General features: G+C 53.9%; 14 protein-coding genes and 1 pseudogene. 6 read left to right on the forward strand and 9 right to left on the reverse strand.

The window, feature by feature from the left end; genetic code table 11:
- Window positions 1-5: 5 nt before the first annotated feature.
- The gene (kduI, locus tag BMF08_RS01230) at window positions 6-842 is read right to left on the reverse strand and encodes a 5-dehydro-4-deoxy-D-glucuronate isomerase (RefSeq protein ID WP_072569887.1); all 837 of its coding nucleotides are present in this window, start codon (window positions 840-842) and stop codon (window positions 6-8) included.
- A gap of 483 nt (window positions 843-1,325) precedes the next feature.
- Here kduI and BMF08_RS01235 point away from each other — a divergent pair, with 483 nt between their 5' ends.
- On the forward strand, window positions 1,326-2,501 hold the full coding sequence (locus BMF08_RS01235) for an oligogalacturonate lyase family protein (protein WP_072569886.1): 1,176 nt from the start codon (window positions 1,326-1,328) through the stop codon (window positions 2,499-2,501).
- A gap of 179 nt (window positions 2,502-2,680) precedes the next feature.
- On the opposite strand, the gene BMF08_RS01240 is transcribed toward BMF08_RS01235, so the two are convergent.
- From BMF08_RS01240 to BMF08_RS01260, 5 genes are all read right to left on the reverse strand, one after another.
- On the reverse strand, window positions 2,681-3,361 hold the full coding sequence (locus tag BMF08_RS01240; protein WP_072569885.1) for an oligogalacturonate-specific porin KdgM family protein: 681 nt from the start codon (window positions 3,359-3,361) through the stop codon (window positions 2,681-2,683).
- Window positions 3,362-3,944: 583 nt separating this feature from the next.
- The gene (locus BMF08_RS01245; RefSeq protein WP_072569884.1) at window positions 3,945-5,126 is read right to left on the reverse strand and encodes an acetyl-CoA C-acetyltransferase; all 1,182 of its coding nucleotides are present in this window, start codon (window positions 5,124-5,126) and stop codon (window positions 3,945-3,947) included.
- Window positions 5,127-5,282: 156 nt separating this feature from the next.
- Window positions 5,283-6,095, reverse strand: a complete 813-nt coding sequence (locus tag BMF08_RS01250) for a MetQ/NlpA family ABC transporter substrate-binding protein (protein ID WP_072569883.1) — start codon at window positions 6,093-6,095, stop codon at window positions 5,283-5,285.
- 27 nt (window positions 6,096-6,122) lie between these two features.
- Window positions 6,123-6,791, reverse strand: coding sequence for a methionine ABC transporter permease (locus BMF08_RS01255; protein ID WP_072569882.1), 669 nt, complete (start codon window positions 6,789-6,791; stop codon window positions 6,123-6,125).
- Window positions 6,784-7,806, reverse strand: coding sequence for a methionine ABC transporter ATP-binding protein (locus BMF08_RS01260; protein ID WP_072569881.1), 1,023 nt, complete (start codon window positions 7,804-7,806; stop codon window positions 6,784-6,786). Before BMF08_RS01260 ends, BMF08_RS01255 begins: the two co-directional genes overlap by 8 nt.
- Window positions 7,807-8,202: 396 nt before the next feature.
- On the opposite strand from BMF08_RS01260, the pseudogene BMF08_RS01265 reads away from it, so the two are divergent.
- The 3 genes and pseudogenes from BMF08_RS01265 to BMF08_RS01275 all read left to right on the forward strand — a co-directional run.
- Window positions 8,203-9,168 (forward strand): annotated as a pseudogene (locus tag BMF08_RS01265) (PLP-dependent cysteine synthase family protein); the annotation flags it as partial.
- Window positions 9,169-9,188: 20 nt separating this feature from the next.
- Window positions 9,189-10,337 carry a trans-sulfuration enzyme family protein gene (locus BMF08_RS01270; protein WP_072569880.1) on the forward strand — a complete coding sequence of 383 codons (1,149 nt, stop codon included), beginning with the start codon at window positions 9,189-9,191 and terminating at the stop codon, window positions 10,335-10,337.
- Window positions 10,338-10,525: 188 nt separating this feature from the next.
- Entirely contained in the window at window positions 10,526-10,774 is a 249-nt protein-coding gene (locus BMF08_RS01275) for a biofilm development regulator YmgB/AriR family protein (protein ID WP_072569879.1), read from the forward strand.
- A 65-nt stretch (window positions 10,775-10,839) separates the two neighbouring features.
- On the opposite strand, the gene BMF08_RS01280 is transcribed toward BMF08_RS01275, so the two are convergent.
- The 3 genes from BMF08_RS01280 to BMF08_RS21115 form a co-directional block, all read right to left on the reverse strand.
- Window positions 10,840-11,052 carry a hypothetical protein gene (locus BMF08_RS01280; protein ID WP_158684865.1) on the reverse strand — a complete coding sequence of 71 codons (213 nt, stop codon included), beginning with the start codon at window positions 11,050-11,052 and terminating at the stop codon, window positions 10,840-10,842.
- Between the two features lie 159 nt (window positions 11,053-11,211).
- Window positions 11,212-11,499 (reverse strand): hypothetical protein, encoded by a 288-nt coding sequence (locus BMF08_RS01285; RefSeq protein WP_072569877.1) that lies wholly within the window; start codon window positions 11,497-11,499, stop codon window positions 11,212-11,214.
- 104 nt (window positions 11,500-11,603) lie between these two features.
- Window positions 11,604-11,840, reverse strand: a complete 237-nt coding sequence (locus BMF08_RS21115; protein WP_158684866.1) for a hypothetical protein — start codon at window positions 11,838-11,840, stop codon at window positions 11,604-11,606.
- A gap of 261 nt (window positions 11,841-12,101) precedes the next feature.
- Here BMF08_RS21115 and BMF08_RS01290 point away from each other — a divergent pair, with 261 nt between their 5' ends.
- Window positions 12,102-13,010, forward strand: coding sequence for an SDR family oxidoreductase (locus BMF08_RS01290; protein WP_072569876.1), 909 nt, complete (start codon window positions 12,102-12,104; stop codon window positions 13,008-13,010).
- A 59-nt stretch (window positions 13,011-13,069) separates the two neighbouring features.
- Window positions 13,070-14,263, forward strand: coding sequence for a zinc-dependent alcohol dehydrogenase (locus BMF08_RS01295; RefSeq protein WP_072569875.1), 1,194 nt, complete (start codon window positions 13,070-13,072; stop codon window positions 14,261-14,263).
- The last annotated feature ends 48 nt before the right edge of the window (window positions 14,264-14,311 follow it).

The raw sequence follows: 14,311 nt of genomic DNA on the forward strand, positions 1-14,311 counted from the left end.
CGCGACTAGCGCAGATCCTTAACGGCGACGTGGTCCATATCATCAAAGACCTGGTTTTCGCCGACCATACCCCAGATAAAGGTATAAGCGCGCGTTCCCACGCCTGAGTGAATAGACCAGCTCGGAGAGATCACCGCTTGCTCGTTGTGCATCACAATGTGACGCGTTTCCTGCGGCTGCCCCATCATGTGGAACACGCAGGCGTCTTCGTCCATGTTGAAGTAGAAGTAGACTTCCATGCGGCGCTCATGGGTATGACACGGCATGGTGTTCCACAGGTTGCCCGGCTCAAGCTCGGTCAGGCCCATGCTGAGCTGGCAAGTTTCCAGCACATCAGGGACAAAATATTTATTGATGGTGCGACGGTTACTGGTCAGCGGATCGCCCAGCGTCACCGGCGATACTTCAGATGGCGTCACTTTTTTGGTCGGATAGGTGGTATGGGCCGGGGCGCAGTTGTAGTAAAACTTCGCCGGGTTCGCCGCATCGCGGCTGGCAAACACCACTTCTTTAGCGCCTTTACCGACGTACAACGCATCGCGATGGCCGATTTCATAAACCTGACCGTCAACAGTAATGCTGCCCGCGCCGCCGATGTTGATCACGCCCAGTTCACGGCGCTCAAGGAAGTAGCTCACGCCGAGCTGTTTGCCCACTTCGCCGCCCACAGACACGGTTTTGGTCGCTGGCATAATGCCGCCGACAATGATGCGGTCAATATGGCTGTACACCATGGTGTATTCATCCGCGACGAACACTTTCTCAACTAAAAACTCATCGCGCAGCCCCTGGGTATCCAGTGTTTTTGCATGCGCGCTGTGGATGCTTTGTCTGACTTCCACATTAACCTCCAAAGAAACTGACTGAGATGTCATGCAGCGAAGCATTAAAACAGTGTTCCGCTTGCAGTATGGGCACATAGTATCCCGCTTAAAACGCGTTTTCAATTCTAAATAAAACAACGTTTCACTTTTTCTGTAATTAAATAGTAAAAGTGTAAAGAGGATCACGATTGTACGCAGTTGACAACACGACGGGATTATCTCTGGCGTTTTTCTCTCGAATAAAAATCACTTAAAACAAACACTTAAAATACCTTTAAATTTACCCATTTTGAGTGAGTTTTATTGTTGAAAAACGAAGATCCCAGAGCTTCTGCACCGGGGCCAGACGTCGTTATGTAAAATAAATTAAGGAGATCCTCATAAAGTGCGCCACCTGTCACACACATTGAAACGTCGTTTTGATAAATTAACACCCAGCTTTTAAACTCATCAACTCTTTGGGACACCGCCCTACAACCGGACCAGGAAAAGGAGCGCATTATGGCGAAAGGCATGCGGGTAAAACTTCAGTATGAGGTCAGCCGTGACCCCGATACGGGTGCGGAGATCACCCGCTTAACCCCACCAGAAGTCACCTGCCATCGTAACTACTTCTATCAGAAGTGTTTTTTCAACGATGGCAGTCATCTGCTTTTCGCCGGTGAATTTGACGGGCACTGGAACTACTACTTGCTGAATATTGAAAAGGCCGAAGCCGTACAGCTGACGGAAGGCAGCGGCGACAATACGTTCGGCGGTTTCCTTTCCCCAGACGATCGTTCCCTTTATTACGTGAAGAACGATCGCACTCTGCGCGAAGTCAACCTTACCACCTTTGAAGAGCGCGAAGTCTACCGCGTGTCCGATGACTGGGTAGGTTACGGCACCTGGGTTGCCAACAGCGACTGCACCAAACTGGTGGGCATTGAGATCGCGAAAAGCGACTGGACGCCGCTTACCGACTGGCAGCTGTTTCACGACTTCTTCCATAAAGGTCCCCATTGCCGCCTGATGCGAATTGATTTGCAGAGCGGCGAAAGCTCAGTGATCCACGATGAGAAAATCTGGCTCGGCCACCCGATTTACCGTCCATTCGATGACAACACCGTGGCGTTCTGTCACGAAGGCCCGCACGATCTGATCGACGCCCGCATGTGGCTGGTTAATGAAGACGGCAGCAATGTGCGCAAAGTGAAAGATCACGCCGAAGGCGAAAGCTGCACCCATGAGTTCTGGGTGCCGGACGGTTCTGCGCTGGTGTACGTCTCTTATCTGAAAGGACAACAGGGCCGCACGATCTCCCGTTTTAATCCGGACACCGGTGTGAATGAAGACGTCATGCAGATGCCTGCCTGTTCACATCTGATGAGCAACTTCGACGGCACGCTGCTGGTCGGCGATGGTTCCGGCACGCCGGTTGATGTAAAAGACACCGGCGGCTACACCATCGATAACGATCCTTATCTTTATGTCTTTGATGTGGCGCAGCGCGCGTATTTCCGCGTGGCGCGTCACGATACCTCATGGGCCACCTTCGAAAATAGTCGTCAGGTGACTCACCCGCACCCGTCCTTTACGCCGGACGATAGTGCGATCCTGTTTAGCTCCGATAAAGACGGCAAACCAGCCCTTTATATTGCGAAGCTTCCTGAGCAGCGTGAAATGTTGCAAGCGTAATTGAGTTAGTGTTTCTGTAACTGGCCTTGCCCTCCTTCTGGAGGGCCTTTTTTTATTTATAATAGCCTTTAGATCCGCTGATTATTATTTTATTAGATTATCTGCCAGTGCCATAAATAACAAAAACGAGAAAACCCCGACTAACTGCGCCGGGGCATCTCATGAGGGTAAGTTTTATATCAGAAGGAGTATGCGACGCCTACACGATAACGGGTCTGACGCTCATCGGTATTTCTCACGCCAACGTTACCCAGCTCAACATACGGCGACCAGTTTTTATCCCATTTGTAAGCCAGCTTGGCGTTATATTCGTTGGAGTAGTTTTTACCATTTTCACGAACCACGTCTTCGGTGCTTTTGGCATAGACGTAGTTCAGCTCGGTACGCCAGTCGCCCATCGCCCAGCCCACCCAGGCGTCGAATTTATTTACTTTGTTATCAACCACATCTGAGTCAGGGTTACGGGTGTACTCATAGCGGTAACGACCCGCTACATAAAAGCCGCTGTCAAAGGTATATTGCGCATGCAGATACGGCTTATAAATGGAGAAGGTGTCTTTACTTTCAATATTAAAACCTGGCGTCAGCGCAAAATTATCTGTCGCCTTCCAGCGCCAGTTAATGGATTCTTCATGGCCATTACCTACAATTTCGGTTAATGGTTTATCTGCATCTTCACCGCCTGATTTCCATTTTGCTTCCACACCAAAACCGATGCCATTATCAAAACGGTGGGATACAGAAACACGGTCGGCGTTGCTGCCACTGTCAATATATTCGTGACGCAGGTCAACGGTTACGGCCTGGGCCGCAAATGATGCACCAATGAGAGACGCAAGGACCAGAGACTTTTTAACCATGAAAAAACCCTCAAAAATTTAAAATATCGTTCCGTTTTTATGAGACTGCATTTTATTTTTTTAAAAAGGATTTTTTAGTGATCCGGATCGTAATTATTTGCTTGCTGAAAAGCAGAGCGGGAAGACGTGATGAGCATCAATAATAATTTGTGATAATGGCATTAAATAAAGACTGCGATCACATAAATATATTATTAACTTAGTAACAACAAAGATTTCATAAAAAATGAAAAACCATATTTATCAGCATGATAGTGGATTAGCAGACATATAGTACCTGTTGTGACTTTATTTTTTAGTCATCATTAAATTTATAATTATTCATTACCCATGGCATCAGGGTTAATTTGCAGACAGAAATTTCAATTTCAAAAAATTTAAAACAGTAAGGATTAGCTTATTGATGTTTATCGGGAGGGGGAGTTGAGAGGAGGAGTCTGGCACGCCCGGCGGCGCAAGCTTGCCGGGCCTACACAGAGACCCAACACCACAAACGTAGGCCGGGCAAGCGTAGCGCCGCCCGGCAAAACAGCCATAAACCCAGGCCGGGCAAGCGCAGCGCCGCCCGGCACACAAGACAAAATCAGTCGCGCTCGATCGCCAGCGCCACGCCCTGCCCGCCGCCAATGCACAGCGTCGCCAGGCCCTTGTGCGCCCGCCGTTTCACCATTTCATGCACCAACGACACCAGAATACGGCAGCCGGACGCGCCAATCGGATGCCCCAGCGCAATGGCCCCGCCGTTAACGTTTACCCGCCGCTCGTCCCATTCCAGGATCTGCCCGACCGACAGCGCCTGCGCCGCAAAGGCTTCGTTGGCCTCGATCAGATCGACATCCTGTAGCTGCCATCCCGCGCGCTCAAGGCAGCGCCGTGTGGCATATACCGGCGCAATGCCCATCAGCGCCGGATCCACTCCGACGCTGGCAAAAGCCCGGATGCGCGCCATGATCGGCAGGTTAAGTTCCAGCGCCTTGCTTTCGCTCATCATCAGCACCGCCGCCGCGCCGTCGTTAATGGATGACGCATTGCCCGCCGTCACCGATCCGCTGCGATCAAAGACCGGGCTGAGCCCCGCCAGCCCTTCGGCGCTGGCGTCGGTGCGCGGCTGCTCGTCGCACTCCACCCGCAGCGTCTGCCCGCCGGGGCGATCCACCAGCACCGGCACGATTTCGTCGCGAAAGCGCCCCGCGTCTATCGCGGCGCGGGCTTTTTGCTGGGAGCGTAAGGCGTAATCATCCTGGCGCTCACGGCTGATGCCGTACTCCCGCGCCAGATTCTCCGCCGTCACGCCCATATGATAATCATTAAAGGCGTCCCACAGGCCGTCATGCACCAGGCTGTCGATCAGCTGGCTGTTGCCAAGCGGCGCACCGGTGCGGCTGTCCGTCAGCACGTGTGGCGCACGGCTCATGTTCTCCTGGCCGCCCGCGATGACGATATCCGCCTCGCCGCACTGGATCGCCTGTGTCGCCAGATGCAGCGCTTTCAGCCCGGATCCGCAGACATCATTAATGGTGATGGCCGACACCGAATTCGGTAGCCCGCCCTTGATCGCCGTCTGGCGGGCAGGGTTTTGCCCGGCACCGGCGGTTAATACCTGTCCGAGGATCACTTCATCTATATGTTGCGGGATCACGCCACTGCGTTCGATAAGCGCTTTGACCACCAGACTGCCGAGTTCCACCGCAGAATGACGAGATAAAGCGCCCTGAAAACAGCCGATAGGCGTGCGCACGGCCCCTACGATCACGACATCTTTCATCTCTACCTCTGCTTAGCTTGTCCCGGCAATAGTAGAGGATTGTTATTAACTATTTTCTTAATTGTTTAGGATTGGTGACTACTATCACAGAGGAATTTCATACGGCAGGATGAGGGAAACACGCGCCAGCGGCAGCTGACGCGTGAAGGGGCAGGGTTAGTTGTTAACCGGGATCACCGCGCCTTTGTATTTGGTGCGGATCCACTCCTGAATTTCTTTCGAGTGCAGCACTTTCACCAGCTCGACGATCTCTTTTTTCTTCTCATCGCCGCGATGCACAGTGATGATATTGGCGTACGGGTTGTTTTCGCCGCTTTCCACGGCAATCGGATCTTTCACCGGATCCAGGCCAGCATCGATGGCATAGTTGGCGTTAATTACCACTGCGTCGCCTTCGTCGTTGTTATACATCTGCGGCAGCAGAGAACCTTCGACGTTCGGCAGGAACTTCAGCTTTTTCGGGTTTTCCACGATGTCGCTGATGCGGGCGGTCACTTTGTCGATGCCCGGCTTCAGTTTGATCACACCCTCTTTCTCGAAGATAGAGAGAATACGACCCTCTTCCGCCACCGCGTCACGCATGATGACTTTGCCGCCTTCCGGCAGATCTTTCAGCGATTTGTATTTTTTGGAGTAGATACCAATTGGCTCAATGTGGATCGCGCCCGCATTGACGAAATCATAGGTTTTGTCATCCGCATGATCTTTCAGCACGCTGTTCAGATACGGGATGTGCTGGAAATAGTTGGCGTCGATGTCGCGGCTTGCCAGCGCGGTGTTCGGCAGGATGTAGTCCTGGAACGGACGGATTTCCAGATCGATACCCTCTTTGGCGAGGATCGGCTTCGCCTGCTCCAGAATTTCCGCGTGCGGCACGTTGGATGCGCCCACGGTCAGGGTATCGGCCCAGGAAGCAAAGCTCAGGGCGCTCAGGGTGGCTGCGGCAATCAGTGTCAGTGTCTTTTTCATGATGTTGGTTTCCAGTAATTGTTATGTTTAGCGTTTATCTAACAGAGAGGTCAACACGTCGCCGCAGAACTGAATGATGAAGACAATCACCAGAATGGTTACTGTCGCCACCAGCGTGACGTCGTTATGGTTACGCTGGAATCCTTCCAGATATGCAAGATTTCCTAAGCCACCGGCACCGATAACACCTGCCATGGCGCTATAGCTCACCAGCGCGATCAGCGTGACGGTAATACCGGACACCAGCGCAGGCGAGGATTCAGGGATTAATACCCGGAATACGAGGGTGCTGAGGCGCGCGCCCATTGAACGCGTCGCTTCAATCACCCCTTTATCCACTTCACGCAGTGCAATTTCCACCAGGCGGGCATAAAAAGGCGCCGCGCCGACAATCAGCGCCGGCAGTGCCGCATCCGCGCCGAGAATGGTGCCGACAATCGTCTTGGTGAAGGGGATCAGTAACACAATCAAAATGATGAACGGGATGGAACGGAACACGTTCACCACCACCGAAATCACGCTGTACAGCGGCTTATTCTGGAACAGGCCGCCTTTGGCGGTCAGGAACAGCGCCAGCCCCAGTAGCAGGCCGAGCGCAAAGGTCGCCACGCCGGACAGCGCCGTCATATATAAGGTTTCGAGCGTCGCCGCCCACAGCTGGTCCCATTTCAGGTGGGGCAGTAAATTCTCAATCATGCTTAATTACCTCGCCTTCAATATCACTCTGTTGCAGATCGGCAAGGATATTGTTCAGTTGTTCCTGATTTGCCACCACATGTACCCACAGCTGACCAAACAGGCCATGTGCGGTTTGCGTCATTTTGCCGTGCAGAATATTAAACGACAGGCCGTAGCGCAGCGTCAGTTCACTGACCACCGGTTGATAGGTTTTATTGCCGGTAAAGGTCAGTTTGATAATGCTGCCATCAAGACCGGAAGCCAGCGCCGGGTTAAAGGCCTCTTCCTCCGCATACTGGCTCACCTGGCGCACAAACTGACGGGTGATCGGCTGTTGCGGATGGGTAAACACCTGAAGCACATCGCCCTCTTCCACCACTTTGCCGTTTTCCATTACCGCCACGCGATCGCAGATCTTGCGCACCACGTGCATCTCATGGGTGATCAGCACAATGGTCAGCTTAAAGCGGCGGTTAATATCCAGCAGCAGATCGAGAATTTGATCGGTGGTCTGCGGATCGAGCGCCGAGGTGGCTTCGTCACACAGCAGCACGTCCGGGCTGTTGGCCAGCGCGCGGGCAATACCGACGCGCTGTTTCTGGCCGCCGCTGAGCTGCGACGGGTAGGCTTTTTCGCGTCCGGTCAGGCCCACCAGCTCAATCAGCTCCGCCACGCGGGCGGCGATTTTCGCTTTCGGCACACCGGCGATCTGCATCGAAAAGGCGATGTTCTCGCTGACGGTGCGCGACCACAGCAGGTTAAAGTGCTGAAAGACCATGCTGATCTTCAGACGCGCCTGGCGCAACGCTTCGCCCTCGGCGCTGGAAATATTCTGCCCGTTGATGGTGACATCCCCGGAGGTCGGTTTTTCCAGACCGTTAAGCAGACGGATCAGCGTGCTTTTTCCTGCGCCGCTGTAGCCGATAATGCCGTAAATTTGTCCCTGCTCCACCGTCAGGTTAACGCTATCCACGGCGGTGATAGGCACCTTTCCGTGGTCAAAAATCTTGGAAATATTCCGAAGGACGATCATGTATGTGTTCTATCCGTTTTGGCGGTTTAGCAGTATGGATGTCCAGACGATAATAATCTGTCGCAATTATAATTGAAATAACTTAATCATCATTGCTTATACCTGTTAGCTATAACCAGTATGGCAAAAGGGTTGGCTGTGTAATGGATATTTTCAGCATTGGTTAGCTAAAAAACGCATAAATCACGGACAATTTATGCGCCATTCGCCTGTTTTTACGGCAAAAGTGCCGTTTTATAGCAATCAACACGTCCGGATGTCTACAGGGATTTCCTTCCTGATGGCTGAACAGCAGGTGATATTCCTTTTCGATCTAAAATGCAGAGAAAGATTCTTTAATCCGCGAAAATCGCAGACCTATTATCCAGGCATCGTGTTAACTACGGATCGCACACCATGTCTGTTGCCCATTCTGTCACTGAATTAATCGGCCATACGCCGCTACTCCAGCTGCATAAGCTGCAGCGCGGGCCCTGTGAGCTGTACCTGAAGCTGGAAAACCAAAATCCCGGCGGGTCGATTAAAGATCGCGTGGCGCTGTCGATGATTGAAGCCGCCGAGCGGGAAGGCTTACTGAAGCCAGGCGGCACCATTATTGAAGCCACCGCCGGTAATACCGGGCTGGGGCTGGCGCTGATCGCCGCGCAAAAAGGCTACCGGGTACTGCTGGTGGTGCCGGATAAAATGAGCCGCGAGAAGATCTTCCACCTGCGGGCGCTGGGCGCAGAGGTGGTGCTCACCCGCTCGGACGTCACCAAAGGCCATCCGGCGTATTACCAGGATTACGCTCTGCGTCTGGCGCAGGATATGCCTGGCGCCTATTACATCGACCAGTTTAACAATCCGGCCAATCCGCTGGCCCACGCTGCCACCGCCAAAGAGATATATGATCAGCTCGACGGGCGCGTGGACGCCATTGTTGTCGGCGTCGGCTCTGGCGGCACCCTCGGCGGCCTGCAAGCCTGGTTTGCGCGCCACTCACCGCATACCGAATTTGTGCTGGCGGATCCCGAAGGTTCCATTCTTGCCGACCAGGTGGAAAGCGGGCGGCACGGCGAGGCGGGATCATGGCGGGTGGAAGGCATCGGCGAAGACTTTATTCCGCCGCTTGCGCTTATTGAGGGCGTGAAACAGGCGTACCGCGTCAGCGATGCCGACGCCTTTGCCACCGCGCGCCTGCTGCTACAGCGCGAAGGCGTGCTCGCCGGATCCTCCACCGGTACGCTGCTGGCGGCGGCGCTGCGTTACTGCGCAGCCCAGACCACGCCGAAACGCGTGGTGACCTTCGCCTGCGACAGCGGCAACAAATATCTCTCAAAAATGTTTAACGACGACTGGCTGCGCGAGCAGGGTCTGATCAGCAATGCCTGTAAGGAAGAAAAATGAAAACATTAAATACCCTCAGCGTGCACAGCGGCGCGTTTAACGATCAGCATGGCGCGGTGATGCCGCCGATTTACGCCACCTCCACCTTTGCGCAGCCTGCACCGGGTCAGCACACCGGCTACGAATACTCCCGTAGCGGCAACCCGACGCGTCACGCGCTGGAGAGTGCCATCGCCGAACTGGAAGGCGGTGCGCGCGGCTACGCCTTCGCCTCTGGGCTGGCGGCCATTTCCACGGTGCTGGAGCTGCTGGACAAAGACAGCCACATTGTCGCCATCGACGATGTTTACGGCGGCACCTACCGTTTAATCGAAAACGTGCGCCGCCGCAGCACGGGCTTACAGGTGAGCTGGGTGAAGCCGGATGATCTGGCGGGTCTGGAGGCGGCGATCCGCCCGGACACACGGATGATCTGGGTCGAGACGCCGACCAACCCGCTGCTGAAGCTGGCGGATCTGGAAGCCATCGCCGCCATCGCCAGACGCCACAACCTGATCAGCGTGGCGGATAACACCTTTGCCTCGCCGCTGATCCATCGTCCGCTGGCGCTGGGTTTTGACATCGTGGTGCACTCCGCCACCAAATACCTTAACGGTCATTCGGACGTGGTGGCCGGGCTGGCGGTGGTGGGCGATCGCCCTGAACTGGCTGAACAACTTGGCTATCTGCAAAACGCCGTCGGCGGCGTGCTCGATCCCTTCAGCAGTTTTCTCACCCTGCGCGGCATCCGCACTCTGGCGCTGCGTATTGAGCGGCACAGCAGCAACGCCCTGCGGCTGGCGCAATGGCTGGAACAGCAGCCGCAGGTTGAACAGGTCTTTTTCCCGTGGCTGGAATCACATCCGCAGTATCAGCTGGCCCGCCGCCAGATGGCGCTGCCGGGCGGTATGATCTCCATCGTGGTGAAAGGCGATGAACAGCGTGCCGCGCAAATCATCAGCCGTCTCACGCTCTTTACGCTGGCAGAAAGCCTCGGCGGCGTGGAAAGCCTGGTGAGCCAGCCGTTCTTTATGACCCACGCCTCTATCCCGCTGGCGCAACGTCTCGCTAATGGCATTACGCCGCAGTTAATCCGGTTATCGGTTGGGATCGAAGATGAGAAAGATCTGCTGGAAGATCTGAAACAGGCACTGGCAGAAGATTAAGCTGGTGCAGAACTGAGCTTAACATTTGATAAGCACATTCTTAAAATAGTTAACGTTTGCGTAAAAAATTTTTGAAGAAATTGCACGTGCCATATTGCGGATAATCTTAATGATGACTAATTTTATTCGGTTACTCATACCCTCTCGCCATATTGAGAGGAAAACGTTATGAATTTTGAGGATCTTTTATGCACACCGCGACATCAGAAGAACAGTTGAATGAATACTTCGGCCAGAGCGCGCAGACGTTTGAAGCCGAAAGACTGTTCATCCAGGAGCTTTCGGCAAGTCTGAAGCGTAACCAGATAGAGGTCACCAATAAGAACCTTATTCTGGCGGTGATCCGCTTACTTGAGACGGAAGAGGATGTTGTAAAACTGGATGTCTATCGCAGCGCGCTGGAAAAGATTGTTCAGCAAACGCCAGATGACCTGTAAGTTTTGATAAAAATCCACCCGGTCTACCGTGAAACACGCACGGCTGACCGGTGTGAATTCTGAGATTACGCGGATTGTTTTACCCGAACCTTAAGTAACTTACAGGCTCCTTCAAAAACGTGCTGGTGGTGTGGATCGGTCGTCATCATACGGCGTGCGCGCAGTACGAGGATGATATTTTCGGCGTCTATAGCATGACCGTTACTCATAAGATGAGTCGCAGCCTCGCCGATAGCCTCTTGAATATTTTCAAGAAAAATCTGTTCATCTTCTTTCAATTGCACTCTCAATGCGGGGTGGGATGTCTTCTTCTATGGCCGGAGCCATTATCAAAGTCACAGGAGCATCGATGAAGCATGCCAGAGCAAGTCTGATTAGAAGGGCGAACTCTGCTAACCCGAAGGTTAAGCAGAGGGACAGATTAGTGTTTAGTGGTATTAGTGTTTAGTGGTAGAAGTACTTTTCTGCGCCAGCGAACTGCGCAAACTCTGCTTTAGCGATCCCGGCGTGCTCACCGATTGAGTTTGCAGCGACCGGAACTGATGAACACCGTTAATGGCGGTCCGGAAAGCATCGCGCCTTTCCCGGTCGGTTTCATTTTGCAGATTTTCCTGTAACTGGCCGATAAGCGCATCAAAGGAAACGTTGTCATCATTTTCGAGAAGATGCAACACCGCTTCCCCCATGATGGTATCTACCAGTCTTTCCTTATCATTTTTGCTCATTGAGCCTCTCATTATTGTTACCGTTAGGCACGGTGTAACCCGGTGAGTATGGCTGCGTCAGCGGCGGAAAGAAAGGGCCTGGACATAGATATTCACAATGAATTTTAACTTTTATTTAGCACCAGACCAAGAAGTTCACTCAGCTGCGCTTCCAGCGCCGGATCGGTTGAAAGGTCAATCTGCGCGGCCAGTTTGACGCACAGGCTATGCCGGTTGATTTCCTGTCCGCCTCGCAGCAATTCCATCACCACCCTTCCCAGCGTCTCTTCCCCGGACGGGGGCGCAAGCGCAGGTAAAGACGTGCTGTTGCCAGAAGCATTTTTGTAAGTGTCTGTCACCACATCCTCACTCGTTTCAGCGGTTGTCGGTGGGCTTTGCCACATCTGCAACCAAAAACCAAACGATTTTCAATGCTTCAAGTATTTTGCACCTTGCGGCATGGCGCAAGCCAGCATTGCGAATTGCAGATTTTTCCAGGCTGGCTAAACGAAGCGGCAAATGCCTTTTAAGCAACTTTTTATGTGCAAAATTCCGAGAAAACTGGCATTTCACGCTGATGATCTATGCTTAATAGACCCAAAGCCACACAGAAGGAGCGAAACATGAGCAATAAAAACGGCGTCACCACCGCAGGTATCTCCAATCCGGCAGACAACTATCCGGTTCCCCCGTTTGAACGTCAGCATCAACCCTTCCCTGGCCTGGCCTGTAAAATGAATCCGCGTCCCGATCACGGCGAAACCTCCTATAAGGGCAGTGGTCGTCTGGAAGGCAGAAAAGCGCTGATCACCGGCGGCGATTCCGGTATTGGCCGCGCGGTGGCCATTGCCTATGCCCGTGAAGGCGCAGACGTCGCCATCAACTACCTGCCGGCGGAAGAAGAAGATGCCCGCGAGGTAATTGAACTTATTCGCGCCGCAGGCCGTAAAGCCGTGGCGATCCCGGGCGATATTCGCGACGAATCCTTCTGCCAGCAGCTGGTCAAACAGGCGGCGGAAGAGTTAGGCGGGCTGGATCTCCTGGTGAATAACGCCGGTCGTCAGCAGTTCCGCAACCATATCCGCGAACTGTCTACCGAAGACTTTGACGCCACCTTTAAAACTAACGTCTACGCGATGTTCTGGATCACCAAAGCGGCGCTGGATTATCTGCCACGCGGCGCGTCTATCATCAACACCTCGTCCGTACAGGCCTACCAGCCAAGCCCGACGCTGCTGGACTATGCCCAGACTAAAGCGTCCATTGCCGCCTTTACCAAATCCCTGGCGCAACAACTGGCGGAAGAAGGCATCCGCGTGAACGCGGTCGCGCCAGGGCCATACTGGACGGTGTTGCAGGCCTGCGGTGGTCAACCTCAGGAAAAACTGGAGCAGTTCGGTGCCTCAGCGCCGCTGGGTCGCCCCGGGCAGCCTGCCGAAATCGCCACTATTTATGTGACGCTGGCCTCCAATGAAAACAGCTACAGCTCAGGTCAGGTCTGGTGCTCCGATGGCGGTACCGGCACGCTGTAACGGCAAGATCTGACGTAGTTTCTGTTTAACACGCGATTACGATACCGGAGCAAACAATAATGAAAGCACTCACCTATCACGGCCCGCATAAAGTCAGTGTCGATACCATGCCCGATCCGAGTATCGAAGCGGCGGACGACATTATCCTGCGCGTTACCGCCACCGCGATCTGCGGTTCGGATCTTCACCTCTATCGCGGGAAGATCCCCGGCACCGATCATGGCGATATTTTCGGTCATGAATTTATGGGGGAAGTGGTCGAGACGGGGAAAGATGTACACGCCGTCGCGAAAGGCGATCGCGTAGTGATCCCCTTTGTGATCGCCTGCGGTGACTGCTTTTTCTGTCATATGCACCAGTATTCCGCGTGTGAAAACACCAACAGCGGCGGCGGCGCCACCTTAAACCGTAAATCCATTACGCCGCCCGCCGCGCTCTTTGGTTACAGCAAACTTTACGGCGGCGTTCCCGGCGGTCAGGCTGAGTACGTGCGCGTACCGAAAGCCAACGTCGGCCCGTTCAAAGTACCGGATACCCTGCCGGATGAGAAAGTGCTGTTCCTGTCAGATATTCTGCCCACCGCCTGGCAGGCGGTGAAAAACGCGGATATTAAGCAAGGCTCCAGCGTGGCGATCTTCGGCGCGGGTCCGGTCGGTTTACTGAGTGCCGCCTGTGCCCGTCTGATGGGCGCGGAGCTGATCTTTATGATCGACCATAACGACTACCGGCTGGAGTTTGCCAAACAGCGCTATGGCATTGTGCCGATCAACTTCGACGACAATGACGATCCGGCGGCGTACATCATTGAGCACACCGCAGGTCATCGTGGCGTGGATGCAGTGATCGACGCCGTAGGCTTTGAAGCCAAAGGCAGCCTGACCGAAACGGTACTGAGCAACCTGAAGCTGGAAGGCAGCAGCGGTAAAGTGCTGCGTCAGGGTATCGCGGCGGTACGTCGCGGTGGCGTGCTCAGCGTGCCAGGCGTCTATGCGGGCTTTATTCACGCCTTTATGTTCGGCGATGCGTTCGACAAAGGGCTGACCTTTAAAATGGGCCAGACCCATGTCCATGCGTACCTGCCGGATCTGCTGGCGCTGATTGAAAAAGGCCATCTGACGCCGGAAGAGATCGTCACCCACCATATGCCGCTGGAAGATGCGGCGCGTGGCTATGAGATCTTCGAGAAACGCCAGGAGGAGTGCCGCAAGGTGATCCTGGTGCCGGGGATGCATGCCGGGAATGCGACATTGTGATGTAACTGTTGTGCCGGGTGGCGCTGGCGCTTACCCGGCCTACAGGTA

The organism is Enterobacter sp. SA187 (assembly GCF_001888805.2).
Taxonomy (GTDB): Bacteria; Pseudomonadota; Gammaproteobacteria; order Enterobacterales; family Enterobacteriaceae; genus Enterobacter_D.